The sequence below is a fragment of the Streptococcus uberis genome (genome assembly GCF_900475595.1).
Lineage (GTDB): Bacteria > Bacillota > Bacilli > Lactobacillales > Streptococcaceae > Streptococcus > Streptococcus uberis.
The window spans coordinates 1,904,947-1,925,555 of record NZ_LS483397.1 but is presented as its reverse complement, the minus strand read 5'-3'; the positions used below and the strand labels follow the sequence as shown (position 1 = coordinate 1,925,555).

Genomic DNA, 20,609 nt, shown 5'->3' with positions numbered 1-20,609 from the left:
CAAAAAGAATCTCTTTGTTAAAAGGGATTCTTTTTTATGCAAATAAGTTGTTGAAACGGCTTTCATTGTTTACAATAGAAGGGAATGAGGAAGAAGGTGGCTTTAAAAAATGAAAAAAATGATAACAAGTAAAAGCCGTGAAAAATTTATTGAAAACATTGAAAGTCATCTAAAGATGACATCGCGCCAATTGTTAAATCGTAATTCAAGAGACGAGATTTTAACAATTGTTGGTGAAAGTTTTAGAGAAATTTTAGCAGCAGATTTTGTTTGTATTGGCTTGAATGTCAAAGGTTATCTCCGTTTGCACTATTTGAGTGGGGTTGAATCTATTCGATCTATTTTTCCCTACCCAACTGATAAGGTTAATCAAATATTATACCAACAGAGCATAAAATCAGATGATAATCTTTTAAAAGAAAATTCCATTTTAGTTAAATACTTTGAAGATCATAATATTGCTTCTTGGTTTACCATTCCAATCACGGAAAATAATTCCAATCAGGGATTGATTATCGTTGGATATTTTGATGATAGACCCTTTATTGATGAAATGCGGACAGTTTTCAAAGAATTAGGGGAATACGTTGCTATAGCAATGGACATGATCCAAAAAAATGAAAATAGTCAGAAAGATCTTCGTCTGATTACCCATTCCGCTCATCAACTAATGATGCAGAATTCCATTGAAGACTTATTGGATCAAGTTGTTAATTTATCAGGACGAGAAGCTAAAACACATTATACAGGCATCTATTTGTTAGATGAGACACGCGAAGCATTACTCTTACAAAAACCTACATTTGGCTATGTACCAGACGATGACTACATACGGCTTAGCAGAGGAAATGCCCTTAGAGATTACTTTCCTCATGTTGAACAAATAGGTTTTTCACAGATAACACTTCCGATTACCATCAATAACCACCTTGTTGGCGCTATGCTTTGTCAAAAAGCAAGAGATAACATCTTCTCGGCTAAGGATTTTGAACTCCTTCAAACCTACACAAATTACTTTAGCGCCATGTATGAAAACTTATCTTTAAGGCGGAGTGAATTTGAACGTCGTAAGGCTTTAGAAGAATTGCTGACGCTGCAAACGAATCTTATCAAAAAATCGATTGACCAAGTTGACATCGATGATATGAACCAAGTACTGTCAGAATTTATCATGAATGATGTACTGGTTTTTGATCCATTTTTTAATCTATCAGCTTTCAATCAGTTGCCAGAAAGCACATTACCACTAGCATCAATTGTTGAAAAGATTCAAACAGAAAAGGCAAGCTATCAACACAAACCAGCAAGGTTTACACTCATTGTCGAAGAAGAAGAATTGGTTTTTAATAAAATTGAAGGTGACAGAGAAGTATTAGGATACCTGGTTTATAGTCAAAGAAATCGACCAAGCAATCAAGAAAACTTTAGCTTAGCCATTTCTATGGCCATAAGTATCTATGCGACCTTCTTTATGAAATATAAGATTGAGCGAGATGCCCTAAACCAATTGAAAAATTCATTTGTCGGAGCACTCTTGTCAAGTAAGGCGCGTGATGAGATGGATCAAATTATTGACTATGCCTCTTATTTCAATTTTGATATCAATCAATATCATACCGTTGCTATCGTTGATGTCCATAGTCAAGAAGTTAATCACCAAGACCTCATTAATCAACGGATTCAGCGTAATAAACTCTTTAATGAAATGGTGTATCATTTGAATAGTTATGATAAACAACTGATTTCAGCCATATTTAAAGGAAAACTTCTCCTTTTCAAACCGCAAGAAAGCCTCTCAGATAACAATTACTGGGAAAAGCTCTACGATTATCTGCAAAAACATCAACCAGAACAAGTGAATCTTTGGTTAGCTGTTGGTAGCAGTGTCAAACATATTGTTGATTATCGAGACAGTTATAAAAAAGCCCAACATGTCTTAAATGTTATGCAAAATACGGCATATGGTAAACAGGTGGCCTCATTTAGTGAACTTGGATCATATTCCCTACTTAACACCTTAACCCAAAGTAATGATTCAAAACTTTTTGTTAAGTCACAAATAGGCGACATCTGGTCATTCTCAAAAGACCAATCATTAGATTTGTTCCAAACATTACGTGTTTATTTGGAGAATCAATGTCAGATTAAAGCCAGCTCAGACAAACTTTATATACACCGTTCAACCTTACTTTACCGCTTAGAAAAAATTAAAGACATCCTTGGTTTTGATATTAATGAGGAACATTCTCACTTTAACCTCTTGCTAGCCTATCATTTGTTCGATTTGTATGGCCCAAGCATCTTCGACTAAAGAAAAAAGTTGGAAATTATTCCAACTTTTTATTTGTACTTGCTCTCTAATTGACTCATCCAAAGTCCCAACCAGATGCCTAGGCCAAATAGAAGCAAAGCCAGTCCCCAAGTCAATAATCCTGCTCCGCTATAATCAATAGCCTCAGGACTATTAGGAACGGGAATCAGAATCAAGAGGGTGCTCGATAAGATAATCCCGATAATCAAGTGATAAACACGGGAGTGGTAGTGGTCAAGGGCGTAATCCATGACTTTTGAGAAGGCAGCCATAGCTAATAGCCCACCAATGGCGATAGGTAAGAAGGTTCCAGTTAAATCAAGCCCTTTAAAGCCTTTGAGCATAGGAGTGTATAGTCCCATAATCAACAAAAGATTAGAAGGACTTAAACCTGGAACGAGGACCCCAAGAGCAATCAAAGCTCCTGCTAATATGAAGGTCATAAAATTGGCTGGAATTGTTCCAGTCAAGTCGTTGAGGAAATAGAGAAAAAGTCCAGAAATGACAAAAGTTGCCACTAAAAAGATGATATCGACCTTATCTCTTTTTGATTTTTGTGTTGATTCTTCAAATAAACTTGGTAGGGTTCCAATAATAGCCCCCGCAAAGCCCCATAAAACTGGAACTTGGTAATGGCTAAGCAAGTATTCTACTGGAAATGAAAAGAGAGCAATTCCCAAGATACCGCCGATACCAACGGGAAAAAAGAAGATAAGATTCTCCCAAAAATTATCACGGATATGGGCAATAAAGCGAATTAAGCGTTCATAAATGCCTAAAACAGCTGCCAGAACACCACCAGAAACACCGGGTAATATAAAACCTAAGGCAATAATCATACCTTTAAGAAGACGACCTAAAAATGAAACCATTATTTCCTCCTAGATGATAGTCTATTTATTGTAACATATTGTTTTTATTAAATACATTCTGGACTAGGCTTGTCAATTAGTTGACGATGGTGTAAAGTAAAAGCAATTAGACAAGAAATAAGGTCTGAATCAAGCCAATGTCAAAGACATTTGATAGTTAAGAAACCTCCACTAAGATAAACTTAAGCTGAAAGGAGAAAAAATGGAACTTGGAAAGAAACTGAGCTCTCTCAAGAAGACTTAGCAGAAAAAATATATGTTTCACGTCAAACCATTTCAAATTGGGAAAATGACAAATCCTATCCGGACATTCACAGTTTGATTGTTTTGGCGAACCTCTTCCAGCTAAGTTTAGATCAATTAGTAGAAGGAGATATTGACGAAATGAAAAAACTTGTTCAAAGTGACGATTTAAAACAATTTAACCGAGATGGCTGGGTCATGACCATAGGTTCTCTTTTGATGGCTATTACTGCCTATCCCTTAGTTCATTTTTGGGGGAAATCTGGCTTTTTGGTTCTTGTTGTAGAATGGCTTGTCCTCATGTACTTTGCTTTAAGGTTAGAAAAATTCAAAAAAGAGAATAAGGTCCAAACTTATAAAGAAATTTTAGCCATATCTAAAGGAGAAACTCTTGATAAGGTTGAAAGTATTGAAGAAAAAGCCAAATATCCCTATCAGAAACCACTGATAGTAGTTGCTTACACCCTTGTCTTTTGTCTAATTATGGGACTGTCAACTTTTATCATTAATAGTTTTTTCTAAATAGAAAAAGGTGCCTTTAGGCACCTTTTTTTAACTCTTTTTCTGATCTAAATAATGATTTAAAAAAGCCGCTGCTAAACTATTTGGGAATATGTTTTGACGGGCTTCTTCAGGGCTGTACCAGTAGTAGGCATCAATCTCGTGATTGGCTTTAAAGTCGCTATCATCTTTTACAAAGACTGTAAAGTTACACATAAGCGTGTTGGACGGCTCAAAGAACTGGCTTTTGTTAAAAGAGATTGACAAGCCTGTCAAACCGGTTTCTTCCTTTAATTCACGTAGGGCAGTTTCTTCAAGGTTTTCACCTTTGCCAACATATCCGGCCACTAAAATTTTTCGAGGACGACCATATTGTTGGATGAGCAGAATCTTATCGTTGCTTTGGTTGACAACAATTAAGCTGACAGCAGTATTGAAACTTGGGAAACGAAATTGGTCACAGGTCTCACAAAAAGGGATTTGTCCTTCGTTTACCAATTCTTTGGCAATGAGTTTTGTGCCACATTCTTGACAATGTTTTTGCATGAGTATCTTCCTTATATATTATAATATCTCTGACTATTATAGCATGACTGTAAAAAAAGAAGCCCAATGGACTACTTAAGAAATTAATTTAAGGACTGGTCATGTAAATTCTTACTGTAAATGTCCCTGTCGACCCACTGACCATCTTCAAAGGCAAATTTGGACCGGCGACATTCATAGACAAACCCCAATTTTTCAGCAATTGCCGTGACGTTCTATGATTTTATTCCTTTAATTGTAGCATGAGAGATAGAAAAAAGCCCTTGAAAGATTCTTTCAAGGGCTTTACCTGTTTCAATTATTTAACTTCAGTAAAAGTTACGTGTTTACGTAATTTTGGTGAGTATTTTTTCAATTGAAGACGGTCTGGAGTGTTACGTTTGTTTTTTGAAGTAAGGTACAAGCGTTCACCAGATTCTTTGTGTTCAAGTGTAATATTTACGCGCATGGTATCTCCCTTCTATTATTTAGCTTCGTTAGCTTTAGCGATTTTACGTCCTTTGTAGTATCCTTTAAGTGATACACGGTGAGAACGTGAGAAATCCCCAGTAGTTTCGTCGAATTGTACAGATGGAGCTGTCAATTTATAATGTGTACGACGTTTGTTCTTTTTAGCTTTTGACGTATGACGTGCAGGAACTGCCATTTTTTCTATCCTCCGGTTAAAATATTGGGCCTTTATGATAAGCTTAGTAGCTACTGGCCAAAAATAATGTTTGTGTCTATGGCTTTCGCCAACTTTAATATAGTAACATAACTTTTTTGTAAAGTAAAGTTACTTGACAAAAAAGTTTTTTAAAAGCTCAGCTATTCCCAAAAAGCTTAGAAAAATGCTAAAATAGAGTAGATTATTGTGAAAGAAAGGGTAGGAGTGTCTATGGTGCACTCTTTGTATCTTAATTATGAAACTTCAAAAACCTAAAGGAACTCAGGATATTTTGCCTGGAGAAGCTGCTAAGTGGCAATATCTCGAAAATGTTGCACGTGAAACATTTAAAAAATACCATTATGGCGAAATTAGAACGCCTATGTTTGAACATTATGAAGTTATTAGCCGATCAGTTGGGGACACCACTGATATTGTAACTAAAGAAATGTATGATTTTCACGACAAAGGTGACCGTCACATTACGCTTCGCCCGGAAGGGACAGCCCCTGTCGTTCGTTCCTTTGTTGAGAACAAGCTTTTTGCTCCAGAAGTCCAAAAACCGGTTAAATTGTATTATATTGGATCCATGTTCCGATATGAAAGACCTCAAGCAGGACGTTTACGTGAATTTCACCAAATTGGTGTAGAGTGCTTCGGTTCAGCCAATCCTGCTAGTGATGTTGAGACGATTGCGATGGCAAGTCATTTATTTGAAACATTAGGCATTAAGGATATGACGCTTCATCTAAATAGTCTTGGGAATCCATCTAGTCGTGCCGCATATCGTCAGGCGCTCATTGATTACTTGACGCCTATGCGTGAGCAATTGTCAAAAGATAGTAAACGTCGTTTAGATGAAAATCCCTTACGTGTCCTTGACTCTAAAGAAGTAGAAGATAAGGTAGCCGTTGAAAATGCCCCTTCTATTTTGGATTATTTAGATGAAGAAAGCAAAGCTCATTTTGAAGCTGTACAAGAGATGTTGACAACTTTAAATATTCCATTTGTCATTGATACCAATATGGTCAGAGGTCTTGACTACTACAATCATACGATTTTTGAGTTTATGGCAAAAGTTGAAGGTTCAGATTTAACGATTTGTGCTGGAGGTCGTTATGATGGTTTGGTAAGCTATTTTGACGGACCAGAAACCCCTGGATTTGGATTTGGATTAGGCTTAGAACGCTTGTTATTAATTTTGGAAAAGCAGGGCATCACACTGCCTATTGAAGAGCCAATGGACGTATACTTGGCTGTACTGGGAGAAGCTGCCAACAGCAAAGCTTTAGCATTAGTACAAGCAATCCGCAAACAAGGCTTCACTGCAGAACGTGACTATCTTGGACGCAAGATTAAAGCACAATTTAAATCTGCAGATAGTTTCAATGCTAAAACGATTATCACACTCGGTGAAAGTGAAGTAGAAACTGGAAAAGTCATCATCAAAAATAATCAAACACGTGAAGAAATGGAAGTTTCACTTGAAGAAATCACTTCCAACTTTGCTACTATTATGGAAAAACTCGTTTAATAGAATAAAGGAGGGGGCCTTGCCCTCTTTTTTATCTGCGACTTTTACTCACTATAAGTGACAAATAAGGTTGTATGTCAGAATCTGTTTCAGTTTAATAGAATGCAAAAAAAAATGCTTCTAAATGAATAATTTCATAATCTCACCCCAAATGGGTGGGGTTTTTATCATGTTTTTGTTATAATAGGGAAGACAATAAAATGTAATGGAGATATGTAAATATGAAACGTAGCATGTATGCTGGTCACGTTAGATCAGAACACATTGGGCAAGAATTGACTTTAAAAGGTTGGGTTGGACGTCGAAGAGACTTGGGCGGCCTTATTTTTATTGACTTGCGCGATCGTGAAGGTATCATGCAACTTGTTATCAATCCAGAAGATGTCGCTAAAGATGTCATGGAAATAGCTGAAAGTCTCCGAAGTGAATATGTTATTGAGGTAACAGGTATTGTAGAGGAGCGCCAACAAGCTAACAATCAAATAGCAACAGGGGCAGTTGAGCTAAAAGTTGAACAAATCACAGTCTTAAACACCTCAAAAACGACCCCATTTGAAATCAAGGATGGTGTTGAAGTTAGTGACGAAACAAGATTACGCTATCGCTATCTTGATTTACGTCGTCCAGAAATGTTAGAAAACTTCAAATTGCGTGCTAAGGTCACTCATTCTATCCGCAATTATTTGGATGACTTAAACTTTATTGATGTTGAAACACCTATGTTGACAAAATCGACCCCAGAAGGGGCACGCGATTATTTGGTTCCAAGTCGTATTAGTGAGGGACACTTTTATGCTTTACCACAAAGCCCTCAGATTACCAAACAACTTTTGATGAATGCTGGATTCGATCGCTATTACCAAATTGTAAAATGTTTCCGTGATGAGGACTTGCGTGGTGATCGTCAACCTGAGTTTACACAAGTTGACTTAGAAACATCATTCCTTTCAGAACAAGAGATTCAAGATATTGTTGAAGGCATGATTGCTAAGGTTATGAAAGAAACCAAAGGAATCGATGTGAGTCTTCCATTCCCTCGTATGTCATATGACCTTGCTATGAATCAATATGGTTCTGACAAGCCTGATACGCGTTTTGACATGCTTCTTCAAGATGTCTCAGAACTTGTCAAAGGAATTGATTTTAAAGTTTTCTCTCAAGCACCTGTTGTTAAAGCCATTGTTGTTAAAGGTAATGCAGATCGCTATTCTCGTAAAGATATCGATAAAATGACAGAATTTGCTAAGCAATTCGGGGCAAAAGGCTTAGCCTGGATTAAAGTCGATGATGGCAAGCTAACAGGTCCTGTTTCAAAATTCTTGACTGAAATTGAACCGTTGTTGACAGATGCTTTACAGTTGGTTGACAATGATTTAGTCTTATTTGTCGCTGATGAATTAGATATAGCCAATGCAACATTAGGTGCATTGAGAAATCGCATTGCTAAAGAATTGCAACTTATTGATGAGTCAGCATTCAATTTCCTTTGGGTTATTGACTGGCCAATGTTTGAATGGTCAGAGGAAGAAGGTCGATACATGTCAGCACACCATCCATTTACGCTTCCTACAGAAGCGTCAGCGCATGAATTGGAGGGTGATTTAGCCAATGTTCGAGCAATTGCATATGATATTGTTTTGAACGGCTATGAGCTTGGTGGAGGAAGTCTTCGTATCAATCAACGTGACTTACAAGAACGTATGTTTAAAGCACTTGGCTTCACAGAAGAAGAAGCTAAGGAACAGTTTGGCTTCTTACTAGAAGCAATGGATTATGGTTTCCCTCCTCATGGTGGATTAGCTATTGGTCTTGACCGCTTTGTGATGTTGTTGGCTGGTAAAGATAATATTCGAGAAGTCATTGCATTCCCTAAAAACAACAAAGCAAGTGATCCAATGACACAGGCACCAAGTCTTGTATCTGAAAAGCAATTAGAAGAGTTAAGTCTTCAAATAGAAAGTCATGATTAGAAAAACAACTTTTAAAAAAAAGATTAAGTATGTCATTAGTCGTGGAGCCAAAAAAGTTGGCTTAGTGAATGCATTAAATAGTATCTCAAGAGAAAAGTATGCTGAAAAAATTTCAGCATCTATTCTTTATGGGATACTATCTAGTATTGCTGTTAACTTTTTTTTCCAACCAGGACATGTTTATTCCAGTGGAGCGACAGGTTTAGCCCAGGTAATTTCGGCCATTAGCAATCGACTTTTTGGAATGACTATTCCAATCTCGGTAGCTTTTTATCTGATTAATATTCCACTCTTAATATTAGCTTGGAATAAGATTGGCCATAAGTTTACCATCTTTACTTTTATTACGGTTACAATGAGTTCTCTCTTTATTCAGATTATGCCTCAGGTGACCTTAACACATGATCCATTGATAAATGCCATTTTTGGTGGTCTTATCTTAGGACTAGGTGTCGGATTGGGACTGAAGTCACGTATTTCTAGTGGTGGAACGGATATTGTCAGTTTAACCATCCGTAAAAAAACTGGGAAAGATGTCGGTAAAATAGCCCTTGTTGTTAATGCTGTTATCATGGTATTTGCTGGTGTCTTGTTTGGCTGGCAATATGCTTTGTACTCTATGATTTCCATATTTGTATGTACTCGAGTTACAGATGCCATTTACACGAAACAGAAAAAAATGCAAGCAATGATTGTGACAGAGTACCCTGATAAAGTCATCAAAACAATTCATAAAAAACTTCACCGTGGTGTAACTTGTATAAACAATGCCGAAGGAACTTATAAGCATGTGCACAAGGCAGTTTTAATTACAATCCTGACACAGGAAGAGTATAATGACTTCAAAATGCTCATGTTGAAAACAGACCCGACGGCATTTATATCAGTAGCAGAAAATGTTAGAATTATAGGACGTTTTGTTGAAGATGATTAGAGATGGAGGTAAATATGCCAATAGATCGTAAACTCGAATTCAAAAAAATTGCCTTAATCCTTATAGGTTCAGCCATTTACGCTTTTGCTTTCGTTTATTTTTACATGGCTCATAAAATTGCAGCAAATGGTATGGCTGGACTCACTCTTGTAGGGAAAGCTGTTCTAAATATTGATCCCATTATTTCAGGCTATCTTATTAATTTGCCCTTAGTTTTTATTGGTATCCGTTTTTTTGGTAAAAGAGCAACAGTTTATACGGTTATTGGTGTCATCTCTTTATATTTATTTGTTTGGATTTTCCAACAATTCCCTTTTTTAATTGATTTAGAACATGATAAGCTCGTTACCTCGCTAATGGCTGGTATCATTGGTGGAATAGGTGGAGGTGTTGTTTTCCGAAGTGGAGGGACCATTGGAGGTGCTGATATTATCGGTAAACTGATTGAAACAAAGTTAGACCTCCCCTTCAATCAGGCCTTATTGGGAATCGATATTTTTGTGATGATACTATCACTTACCTATATTTCACTTCCAGATATGATGTATGCCCTCATTGCGAGTTTTATGTACGGTAAGATGGTTCACTTAGTTCAAAATGGAGGGTATTCGGTTCGAGGTACGATTATTGTCTCGGATGCCTCGGCGGAAATTTCTACCTTTATCATGGAAGAACTTGGGCGTGGAGTTACTTATTTAAATGGTGAAGGGGCATATTCGGCTCGTGAGAAAAAAGTGATCTATGCTGCACTTAGTCGTACAGATGTTAGAGATTTAAAAGCAGTCATTAATGATATTGATCCGAGAGCTTTTGTTTCCATCTTTGATATGGATGAAATTAATAGTCCGGATTTCTTTGTCCCTAAGAAGAAAAGTAAGAAAAAAAGAAAAACTAGTTAACTTCTAAAGAAGCAGCTAGTTTTTTGCAGAAGTAGAAGGAGATTTGATGAAGGTTAATGAATGGCTCGAAAAACTTAGAAAACTACTCTTAATTACCATTGGTGTTGCCATTTATGCCTTTGGTTTTGTTAATTTTAACATGGCCAATAAATTGGCTGAAGGTGGTGTTGCAGGTATTACTCTGATGATTCACGCCTTACTTGGCATCAATCCTGCTTATACCACCTTATTATTAAATGTACCGCTCTTTATTCTAGGTGCTCGTATTTTTGGACGAAAATCATTAGCACTAACCATTTATGGTACCGTCTCAATGTCTTTCTTTATTTGGTTATGGCAAAAATCTCCCATTGAAATGGGACTTGAAAATGATATGATGTTGGTTTCAGTTGTTGCTGGTCTTTTTTCAGGTGTGGGTAGTGGATTAGTTTTCCGATATGGAGCAACCACTGGTGGAACTGATATTATTGGACGTATTGCTGAAGAAAAATTTGGGATAAAGTTAGGACAGACACTTTTGTTTGTTGATGCGATTATCTTGACGGCTTCTTTGACATATATTGATTTGAAACATATGTTATATACTTTAGTGGCAAGTTTCGTATTTAGCCAAGTCTTGACGATTGTCCAAAATGGTGGTTACACCATTCGGGGAATGATTATTATCACTAAACATTCCAAGGCTGCAGCTCAAGCCATTCAAACTGAAATTAATCGAGGTGTGACCTACTTAAAAGGAGAAGGTGCTTATTCAGGAAATGAATATAACGTCATGTATGTCACCTTAAGTCCAAATGAGGTTAGAGAAGTGAAAAGGATTTTAGCAGAATTAGACCCAGACGCCTTTATCTCTATTGTTGATGTTGATGAAGTTGTTAGCTCAGATTTCAAAATCCGCCGTAAAAATTATGATAAGCCGGTATAGGAAAAAAGCTATTTTCAATTGAAAATAGCTTTTTCTATCTTTTATTACATTTTTTCAGGAGCTTGAACACCTAAAAGTCTAAGTGATTCTTTTAAGACAACGGCTGTTGCATAACACAATGCCAAGCGGCTATCACGTTCTTCTGATTCATCCAGGATTCGTGTATGTGCATAATATCTATTGAAAGACTGTGCTAATTGGATGGCAAATTTTGCGATAATAGATGGATCGTATTTTTCAGCAGCTCGTTCAATGTTTGCGGCAAATCCTTGAAGAAGCTTAATGATTTCCCAACTTTCAGCATCGTTTAGTGAATAAGGAGTTTCCTCATTCGGAGTGAAGTCAGCTTTACGCAAGATAGATTGGATACGTGCATATGTATATTGAACGTATGGACCGGTTTCACCTTCAAATGAAACCATTGCCTCTAAGTCAAAGTCATAACCGTTATCACGGTCGGTTTTTAAATCATAGAATTTAACAGCGCCGACACCAACAGCATGTGCAACGTCTTCTTTATTTTCCAAATCAGGATTTTTGGCTTCGATTTGAGTAAGTGCTCTTGAAACGGCTTCATCCAAAGTTGGCTCAAGACGAATAATGTTACCTTTACGGGTTGACAATTTTTTCTTGTTTTTGGTTACCAATCCGAAAGAAACGTGAATCATATCATCAGACCAGTCGAATCCCATTTCTTTTAAAACAGCTTTAAGTTGTTTAAAGTGATGAGATTGTTCTTGACCAACGACATAAATGTTTTTAACAAAATTGAAGGTACGTTGACGGTACATTGCAGTAGCCATATCACGCGTGATATAAAGTGTTGCACCGTCAGACTTTTTAATTAATGCTGGTGGAAGATTGTACTTTTCAAGGTCAACGATTTGAGCACCTTTAGATTCTTTTAAGAGATTTTTATCTTCTAAGATTTGAATGCCTTCATCCATTTTATCGTTGTAGAAAGCTTCACCGTGGAAGTGATCAAAGCTTACATCAAGTTTGTCATAGATACGGTTGAACTCAACCAAGCTTTCATCACGGAACCATTGCCATAAATCCCAAGCTTCTTTGTCGCCATCTTCTAATTTTTTAAACCATTGACGTGCTTGTTCATCTAATTCAGGATTTTCTTCAGCTTCAGCATTGATTCGAACATAAAGTTTTAGTAGTTCATCGATAGGATTTGCTTCAATGGTTGCTCTATCCCCCCAAAGTTTGTAGGCGACAATAAGCATCCCAAATTGTTTACCCCAGTCACCAAGATGATTGATACGGATTGAGTTATAACCAAGTTTGGAATAGATATGACCGATAGCATCTGCAATAACAGTTGAGCGTAAATGTCCTACTGAGAATGGTTTAGCGATGTTAGGGCTTGACATATCAAGAGTAACATTTTGACCATCTCCGATATGTTGTTGGCCATAATTAGCCTTTTCTTTAATAACAGCTTCTAACACTTCTTTTGAAATAGATGATTTATCAAGGAAGAAATTAATATAAGGACCTACAGCCATTACTTTTTCATATTGTGCAGCGTCTATTTTTTCAGCAAGCTCACCTGCAATCATTTGTGGAGCTTTGCGTAGCACTTTAGCAAGACTAAAAGCAGGGAAAGCTACATCTCCCATGTCAGAATTTTTTGGGGTTTCAAGTAAATTATAAATTGTTTCTTGGTCCAATTCAGGAACCACTTTTGCAATGTCATTTGCAATCAATGTCTTAGTATCCATCTTATTTCTCCTAAAATAGTTTGTCATCTCATTTTATCATATTTCTAGTAAATAAACGAGGCATCATTTGAGAAATTATACTACAATTGTCAGACGAAAGCAACTTAATGAGAAAATCCTTATTAAGAGAGGGTATTTCAATTTTGTAGGGAAATGACTCATTTTATAGGTTTTATTGAGAAAAAAATGATAAAATGTATAAAAAGGTCCTATTAGAAGATGAAATTAATGCTGTTTTTTGTTATAATTTAAGAGGATAATTATACAATTGGGGTGAAATCTTATGAATAAAATCGAGCGTCAAAATCGGATAAAACGAATTATTCAAGCAGAACATGTTGGGACACAAGAAGAAATTAAACAATTCCTTCAGGCCGAAGGTATTAGTGTGACTCAGGCGACACTTTCCCGTGATTTGAGAGAGATTGGCTTATTAAAATTACGAAATGAGCAAGGGAAATTATATTATAGCTTGTCTGAGCCAGTAGCTTCACCTTTTAGCCCAGACGTTCGTTATTATGTTTTAAAAGTTGACAGAGCTGGTTTTATGCTTGTTTTACATACCAATTTAGGTGAAGCAGATGTTTTAGCCAACCTAATTGATAATGATCATATTGATGATATTATTGGTACGGTTGCAGGAGCAGACACCTTGCTAGTGATTTGTCGTAATGAAGACATTGCAATGCGTTTTGAAAAGGATTTGGCTCTTGTATTATGACAGACTACAACAGGTCACTTGCGCATTTGATTGTTGCCATAGAGCATCACAGTAGTGTCAAAGCATATAAGGACTCAGAAAAGAGATTGAAAGATCTTCCTCAACTTAGTCGATCTTCTTTTGAAATGAAAAAATACCAACAAGATGCAGTTCTCTTTGACAAAATTGGAAAAGCCCGTGCTGCCTCTGAGACAAGTGGTTTGGCTAAGGAAATTGAAAATCAGATAAATGAGCAACCCATTGTTGCAGATTTTCGTGAAAAAATGCAAGATGCTAGTGATTTAATCCAATACGTGACAAAGTCGATAGAAGAAAAGATTAATAAGGAGATAAAGAATGGCAGATTCTAAAATTTCTCCTGGAATGCAACAGTATCTGGATATAAAAGCTCAATATCCAGATGCTTTTTTGCTTTTTAGGATGGGTGATTTTTATGAATTATTTTATGATGATGCTGTAAAAGCTGCACAACTATTAGAAATTGGCTTAACGAGTCGCAATAAGAATGCGGAAAATCCAATACCGATGGCAGGTGTCCCTCATCACTCTGCTCAGCAATATATTGATATTCTCATTGAATTAGGCTATAAGGTTGCTATTGCAGAACAAATGGAAGATCCAAAGAAAGCTGTTGGGGTTGTTAAGCGTGAGGTAGTTCAAGTAATCACGCCTGGTACAGTTGTCGATTCAGCTAAGCCAAATAGTTCCAATAATTTTTTGATTGCAATAGATTTTGACGGCAGTCACTATGGATTATCCTACATGGATTTGGTAACGGGAGAATTTTTTGCGACTACCTTGAGTGATTTTATGAGTGTTTGCGGTGAAATCTTGAATTTAAAAGCAAAAGAAGTGGTTATTGGTTTTGAAATCACTGCTGAACAAGAAGAACAATTACAAAAACAGTTTCGTTTATTGCTATCTTATGAACAAGAAATTTACACAGATGACACTCTCATTAATCCTAATCTATCACAAGTGGAAAAGAATGTTGCAGGAAAATTATTACAGTATGTGCATCAGACGCAAATGCGCGAGTTATCCCACCTTCAAGAACTCATACACTATGATATCAAGGATTATTTACAAATGTCATATGCGACTAAGTCAAGTCTTGATTTAATTGAGAATGCCAGAACGAAGAAGAAACATGGAAGTCTCTATTGGCTACTTGACGAAACAAAGACAGCAATGGGGATGCGACTGTTAAAGACATGGATTGACAGACCGTTGATTTCAAAGCAAGCTATTAGTGAGCGTCAAAACATTGTAGAAACTTTTTTAGAGTCATTTATTGAAAGGTCTGATTTAGCAGACAGTCTAAAAGGTGTCTACGATATTGAAAGGTTGTCTAGTCGAGTTTCCTTTGGCAAAGTTAATCCAAAAGATCTTTTACAACTAGGCCATACTCTAAGTCAAGTACCTTATATTAAAGCTGTATTGGAAGCTATCAACAGTCCGCATTTATCTAAAGTAATTGCAACCATCGATCCGATACCAGAACTAGAAAGTTTGATTCATTCAGCTATTGACCCAGACGCACCAGCTACCATTAGTGAAGGCAGTATTATTAAAACTGGTTTTGATCAGCGCTTGGACCATTACCGAAAAGTGATGAAAGAAGGCACGGGTTGGATTGCTGATATTGAAATGAAAGAGCGTCAAGCCAGTGGCATCAATAACCTTAAAATTGATTACAATAAAAAAGATGGTTACTACTTTCATGTCACAAACTCCAACCTTTCCTTAGTCCCTGACCATTTTTTTAGAAAAGCTACGCTAAAAAATTCAGAACGATATGGCACAGCAGAATTAGCTAAAATAGAGGGTCAGATGCTTGAAGCGCGTGAAGAATCAGCTCAATTAGAATATGATATCTTCATGCGAATCAGAGAGAAAGTGGAAACCTACATTGACAGATTACAGACTTTAGCTAAAGCAATAGCTACAGTAGATGTATTACAAGGTTTAGCCTATGTTGCTGAGAAAAATCATTATGTCAGACCAGAATTTGCCTCTCAAAAAGTCATTACGATTCAAAATGGAAGACATGCCGTTGTCGAAAAGGTCATGGGAGTTCAAGAGTACATTCCAAATACTATCCAATTTAATCAAAATACGTCTATCCAATTGATAACTGGCCCAAATATGAGTGGGAAATCGACTTATATGAGACAATTGGCTTTAACTGTTATCATGGCTCAAATGGGATCTTATGTAGCAGCTGACTACGCCAAATTGCCAATCTTTGATGCTATCTTTACGCGTATTGGAGCAGCAGATGACTTAATATCTGGCCAATCAACATTTATGGTTGAAATGATGGAAGCTAACCAAGCAATTCAAAGAGCTAGTCACGATAGTCTCATCATCTTTGATGAACTTGGACGTGGAACAGCCACTTATGATGGTATGGCCCTGGCACAGTCCATCATCGAACATATTCATAACAGAATAGGAGCCATTACTCTTTTTGCTACCCACTATCATGAGTTGACTTCCTTGTCGGAAGAACTTGGGCACCTCAAGAATGTTCATGTAGCTATTTTAGAAAGAGATGGTGAAGTAACCTTTCTTCATAAAATTGCGGAAGGCCCAGCCGATAAATCATATGGTATCCATGTGGCAAAAATTGCAGGCTTACCAGGCTCTTTGCTGAGCCGAGCAGATAATATTTTAAAACAGTTGGAAAGCCATTCCAAGGATTTTATCATAAAAGATAATTCGCAACAATCAGAAGAAAATGAGCCATTAAATTTATTGACGGAGGAGACTTCCTCTCAAGATATCATTAATAGACTTAAAGAAGTAGATGTCATGAATATGACTCCAATGGAAGCTATGACTGTTTTGTTTGATTTAAAGAAAAAAATAAAATAAAAACACTAGCGTTACTAACGAAGGCCTTCCCTTTGAAAGTGATGCTCGTGTTTTTTTAGTGATGCAGAAAAATTTAATGGATACTTCATTTAAGGTTTATAACTTTTTTTGGTAATAAGGTATTTCTCAAAAACATTATCAATACTTTGAGTTTCACCGAGTTCTTTTCCGGACTTTGGGTCCTTAGCCATGATACGTTGCCTATCTTGAATTTCGTAGCTGAAATCATCTGGATAAGAATAATATCTTGGAAGTTGACCAAGAGAATTGTGTTTAATGATAGTATATTCTTTTTGATCAATCATATAGTCAGGGTAGCGTTGCAAAAGCTTTTCTTCTGCAATTTTTCGAAACTCGTCAGAGGTTAATTTTTCTCCAATATGTTTTTCTCCGTAGTCTACAAAAATAGGTAGTGGGTGGAATTCCCCATCTTTAGTCGCGAATTGAACTTTATACTCAATATTAGCAGTCTCAGTAGGATGAGTGATAGGTTCTTCAACCCGTTTTCTGAGAATAACATGCCCTTTTAAAAGGTATTCTTGAATAGTATCTTCAAGTGATACGGATTCCTCAAAATTTCGATTGGCAAATAAAAGCCGTCGATCTCGTGTTAATAATTGTGCATCAGGCGCAAAGTCGACTAGTTCATAGGAATAATCCAATTGTAGAAGAACCATTTGATGTCTAATAGCGTCTAACAACTCGGCCTTTGTAGCAATCTTTTGGTTTTGATCTGTTAAAACATGATGAATTCCTCTAATAAGGATTTCTTGATTACTACCTTCGACAAAACCATCAACATTTATGGCAAATGTTATTTTATTTTCATCGGGATCAATATATCTAGCGTAGTAGTCGGAATCATAACCGGTTATTGCTGCAACCTTTGATGGTTGAGTAGCACAACCAAATATTCCCAAAAGCATTAATATTAAAAACCATTTTTTCATAAAAATCTCCCTTATTTTATCCTAAATAATCACAAAGTTATGTAACAGCAGTGAATATAATTTCATTTTAGAACAAATTGAAGTAGATATTAATGTCATTTTTTAACGGATTCCGATAAAAAAGAACTAGACAAAAAATACCATTTATGGTAAAAATTATTGATTTTATCTTAAAAAAGCCCTCTTTGTTGGAGAGGACTTGTTCATTCCTGATTACAGTAATGTGCTTATTCCGTTTCTAAAACAGCTTTATCAGATTTTTGACGAGTGTTTTGAACATCTCTTAATGCTTGAGAATCATTTTGATTCAATTTATCTTGTAATGAGGATACTTGTTGATTCAATTCTGCTATTTTTTGATTGGCGGCATCCACTTCAAGTTGTTTTTCGGCAACCTTTTGATTACCTTCTGCAATTTTAGCGTTGATTTCATTAATTTTTTGATTGATCTCATTTTGTTTATCAATATTAGCTTGGATTAATTGTTGTTGCAGTGCGCTCACTTGGCTGTTTTGAGAAGCAATATCTGATTTTAAAGTTGAAATGTTTGCGTTTAAATCTGAAATTTTCTGATTTTTTGTTTTGATGCGATTAGACAAAGTGTCTATGTTTCGATTAATCATTTCAATATCATGATGCCCAGCCCAAAAACTTTCAGCTACCGTTTTCATACCTATAGATGCAAAGAGGGTCACGGTTATCATAAGTATAAATTGCATTATTTTTTTGGTATTCATAAAAATCTCCTTTTCACCTAAAAAACTCAAACGTATGAATTATACCATGTAGAGTATCGAAAAGCAATTATTCAGAAAATTCCAATTTTCATTTGAAAAATAGTTTCTAAGGTATTAAGTTAGCACTTATCATACTTGCAAGGAAGAGTACTATACTGTCAGGTCCTCAAAATGAACTCATTTGTGATATAATAGGCATAAGAATGCGAGGAATAAAATGTCTAAGATTATAGAGTTACCAGAAATTCTCGCCAATCAGATTGCGGCTGGAGAAGTTATTGAACGTCCAGCCAGTGTTGTTAAAGAGTTGGTAGAGAATGCTATAGATGCAAATAGTCGTCAGATTACCATTGAAATTGAGGAATCTGGCTTAAAATCCATAAAAATAACTGACAACGGTGAAGGCATGTCAGAAGAAGATCTCCCTCTTAGTATTCTGCGACATGCTACTAGTAAAATAAAAAACCAAAGTGATTTGTTTAGAATTCGAACACTTGGTTTTAGAGGAGAAGCCTTACCATCTATTGCTTCAATCAGTGAATTAAGAATCGAAACGTCTACAGCTGATTCCCCTTATGGCTCTCTTTTAGTAGCAAAAGGGGGTCAAATTGAGCGTCAAGAAGTTATATCAACACCAGTCGGAACAAAAATAACGGTTGAAAATCTATTTTATAATACACCTGCTAGACTCAAATATATGAAAAGTTTGCAATCGGAGTTGGCACATATTGTCGATGTTGTTAATCGACTTAGCTTAGGCCATCCCGAAGTTTCCTTCACTCTTATCTGTGATGGTCGAGAAATGACCAAAACTAGTGGAACGGGTGATTTAAAACAAGCTATTGCAGGTATTTATGGCTTAAATACAGCCAAAAAAATGATCGAAATTTCTAATGCTGACTTGGATTTTGAAGTTAGTGGTTACGTGAGTCTACCGGAGTTGACTCGGGCAAATCGGAATTATATTACGATATTGATTAATGGACGATACATTAAAAATTTTTTACTGAATAGAGCTATTTTGGATGGATATGGATCCAAATTGATGGTTGGACGTTTTCCAATTGTTGTTATTGACATTCAAATAGATCCTTATTTGGCGGATGTTAATGTTCATCCAACCAAGCAAGAAGTACGCATTTCAAAAGAGAAAGAATTGATGGCTTTGATTAGCACAGCAATTGCTGAGAGTTTGAAATCCCAGGATTTGATTCCTGATGCACTTGAAAATCTTGCCAAATCCACTGTCCGTTCGTCGACCAAATATGAGCAAACAAAGCTACCTTTACAGTCGAGTAAACTTTATTTTGATCCTCAAAAAAATGATTTTTATATTAAAGAGCCCCAAAAAACAACAGAATTAACAGTTTCAGAAGAAAGTCCAAACTTTACCCTTTACACAAATTTAGACAATAGTGTAAAGGAAGATAGGAATCTTGACCAAAAAAGTGCTTCTGCAAGTGTAAAACACGCCAGTAGATCCCAAGAAGAAAACCAATTAAGTGAACACCCTAATCTTGATTTTACAAATAAACAAAAGATGGAGCAACTTATTAGTAAGTTGGAAAACGAGAAAACTTCAACTTTTCCTGAATTGGATTTTTTTGGTCAAATGCATGGAACCTATCTTTTCGCACAGGGAAAAGATGGCCTCTTTATTATTGATCAACATGCTGCTCAAGAACGCGTTAAATATGAGTATTATCGTGATAAAATAGGGGAGGTTGACACTAGTTTACAGCAGCTTTTAGTGCCATATCTTTTTGAATTCTCCGGTGCAGATTTTATTCAATTACAAGAAAAAATGTCTTTTTTAAATGAAGTTGGTATTTTTTTAGAACCTTATGGAATGAACACCTTTATTTTAAGAGAGCATCCTATCTGGATGAAGGAAAGTGAAATTGAATCGGGTGTTTATGAGATGTGTGATATGCTTTTGCTAACCAATCAGGTATCCATCAAAACCTATCGGGCGGAATTGGCTATTATGATGAGCTGTAAACGATCTATTAAAGCTAATCACGCCTTAGATGATTATTCGGCTCGTCATCTATTGGAACAACTGGCACAGTGTCAAAATCCTTATAATTGTCCACATGGAAGACCTGTCTTAGTTCATTTTACAAAAGCAGACATGGAAAAAATGTTCAGAAGGATTCAAGAAAACCATACTAGTTTACGTGATTTAGGTAAATATTAGAAGGGTC

At 36.2% G+C, this 20,609-nt stretch carries 17 protein-coding genes and 1 pseudogene; 11 read left to right on the top strand and 7 right to left on the bottom strand.

Annotated elements, in window-relative coordinates; translation table 11 throughout:
- Positions 1–109: 109 nt before the first annotated feature.
- Positions 110–2,311 (top strand): helix-turn-helix domain-containing protein, encoded by a 2,202-nt coding sequence (locus DQM95_RS09750; protein WP_046389748.1) that lies wholly within the window; start codon positions 110–112, stop codon positions 2,309–2,311.
- Between the two features lie 29 nt (positions 2,312–2,340).
- On the opposite strand, the gene DQM95_RS09745 is transcribed toward DQM95_RS09750, so the two are convergent.
- On the bottom strand, positions 2,341–3,183 hold the full coding sequence (locus DQM95_RS09745) for a DUF368 domain-containing protein (protein ID WP_037593090.1): 843 nt from the start codon (positions 3,181–3,183) through the stop codon (positions 2,341–2,343).
- A 213-nt stretch (positions 3,184–3,396) separates the two neighbouring features.
- On the opposite strand from DQM95_RS09745, the pseudogene DQM95_RS09740 reads away from it, so the two are divergent.
- Positions 3,397–3,948, top strand: a pseudogene (locus DQM95_RS09740) (helix-turn-helix domain-containing protein); the annotation flags it as partial.
- A gap of 30 nt (positions 3,949–3,978) precedes the next feature.
- On the opposite strand, the gene DQM95_RS09735 reads toward DQM95_RS09740, so the two are convergent.
- The 3 genes from DQM95_RS09735 to rpmF form a co-directional block, all read right to left on the bottom strand.
- Entirely contained in the window at positions 3,979–4,473 is a 495-nt protein-coding gene (locus DQM95_RS09735) for an NAD(+) diphosphatase (RefSeq protein ID WP_015912085.1), read from the bottom strand.
- Between the two features lie 298 nt (positions 4,474–4,771).
- Positions 4,772–4,921 (bottom strand): 50S ribosomal protein L33, encoded by a 150-nt coding sequence (gene rpmG, locus DQM95_RS09725; protein ID WP_002982147.1) that lies wholly within the window; start codon positions 4,919–4,921, stop codon positions 4,772–4,774.
- 15 nt (positions 4,922–4,936) lie between these two features.
- The gene (gene rpmF / locus DQM95_RS09720) at positions 4,937–5,119 is read right to left on the bottom strand and encodes a 50S ribosomal protein L32 (RefSeq protein ID WP_003085054.1); all 183 of its coding nucleotides are present in this window, start codon (positions 5,117–5,119) and stop codon (positions 4,937–4,939) included.
- A 256-nt stretch (positions 5,120–5,375) separates the two neighbouring features.
- Here rpmF and hisS point away from each other — a divergent pair, with 256 nt between their 5' ends.
- From hisS to DQM95_RS09695, 5 genes are all read left to right on the top strand, one after another.
- Positions 5,376–6,653 carry a histidine--tRNA ligase gene (gene hisS, locus DQM95_RS09715; RefSeq protein ID WP_037593093.1) on the top strand — a complete coding sequence of 426 codons (1,278 nt, stop codon included), beginning with the start codon at positions 5,376–5,378 and terminating at the stop codon, positions 6,651–6,653.
- Positions 6,654–6,874: 221 nt separating this feature from the next.
- On the top strand, positions 6,875–8,623 hold the full coding sequence (gene aspS / locus DQM95_RS09710) for an aspartate--tRNA ligase (protein WP_037593096.1): 1,749 nt from the start codon (positions 6,875–6,877) through the stop codon (positions 8,621–8,623).
- On the top strand, positions 8,616–9,557 hold the full coding sequence (locus DQM95_RS09705) for a YitT family protein (RefSeq protein ID WP_015912082.1): 942 nt from the start codon (positions 8,616–8,618) through the stop codon (positions 9,555–9,557). Before aspS ends, DQM95_RS09705 begins: the two co-directional genes overlap by 8 nt.
- A gap of 14 nt (positions 9,558–9,571) precedes the next feature.
- Positions 9,572–10,456: a YitT family protein gene (locus DQM95_RS09700; protein WP_037593097.1), complete on the top strand. Its 885-nt coding sequence runs from the start codon at positions 9,572–9,574 to the stop codon at positions 10,454–10,456.
- A gap of 46 nt (positions 10,457–10,502) precedes the next feature.
- Complete coding sequence (locus DQM95_RS09695) at positions 10,503–11,381, top strand: YitT family protein (protein WP_037593099.1); 879 nt, start codon at positions 10,503–10,505, stop codon at positions 11,379–11,381.
- Positions 11,382–11,425: 44 nt separating this feature from the next.
- On the opposite strand, the gene argS is transcribed toward DQM95_RS09695, so the two are convergent.
- Complete coding sequence (gene argS / locus DQM95_RS09690) at positions 11,426–13,114, bottom strand: arginine--tRNA ligase (protein ID WP_046389743.1); 1,689 nt, start codon at positions 13,112–13,114, stop codon at positions 11,426–11,428.
- Between the two features lie 283 nt (positions 13,115–13,397).
- Between argS and argR the strand changes: the two genes are divergently transcribed.
- Genes argR through mutS form a run of 3 tightly spaced genes read left to right on the top strand, consistent with a single transcriptional unit; the run spans position 13,398 to position 16,715 of the window.
- The gene (gene argR, locus DQM95_RS09685; protein ID WP_015912078.1) at positions 13,398–13,835 is read left to right on the top strand and encodes an arginine repressor; all 438 of its coding nucleotides are present in this window, start codon (positions 13,398–13,400) and stop codon (positions 13,833–13,835) included.
- Positions 13,832–14,185, top strand: coding sequence for a YlbF family regulator (locus tag DQM95_RS09680; RefSeq protein WP_037593101.1), 354 nt, complete (start codon positions 13,832–13,834; stop codon positions 14,183–14,185). Before argR ends, DQM95_RS09680 begins: the two co-directional genes overlap by 4 nt.
- A complete protein-coding gene (gene mutS / locus DQM95_RS09675) occupies positions 14,172–16,715 on the top strand; it encodes a DNA mismatch repair protein MutS (protein WP_015912076.1) in 2,544 nt (847 codons plus the stop codon). The genes DQM95_RS09680 and mutS overlap by 14 nt, the downstream gene beginning before the upstream one ends.
- A gap of 89 nt (positions 16,716–16,804) precedes the next feature.
- Here the strand turns inward: mutS and DQM95_RS09670 are convergent, their stop codons facing one another.
- Together DQM95_RS09670 and DQM95_RS09665 are read right to left on the bottom strand one after the other, a co-directional pair.
- Positions 16,805–17,665: a staphylokinase domain-containing protein gene (locus DQM95_RS09670; RefSeq protein WP_037593105.1), complete on the bottom strand. Its 861-nt coding sequence runs from the start codon at positions 17,663–17,665 to the stop codon at positions 16,805–16,807.
- A 227-nt stretch (positions 17,666–17,892) separates the two neighbouring features.
- Complete coding sequence (locus DQM95_RS09665; RefSeq protein WP_037593107.1) at positions 17,893–18,402, bottom strand: hypothetical protein; 510 nt, start codon at positions 18,400–18,402, stop codon at positions 17,893–17,895.
- A 217-nt stretch (positions 18,403–18,619) separates the two neighbouring features.
- On the opposite strand from DQM95_RS09665, the gene mutL reads away from it, so the two are divergent.
- Positions 18,620–20,602: a DNA mismatch repair endonuclease MutL gene (gene mutL, locus DQM95_RS09660; RefSeq protein WP_111686019.1), complete on the top strand. Its 1,983-nt coding sequence runs from the start codon at positions 18,620–18,622 to the stop codon at positions 20,600–20,602.
- Positions 20,603–20,609 lie beyond the last annotated feature (7 nt).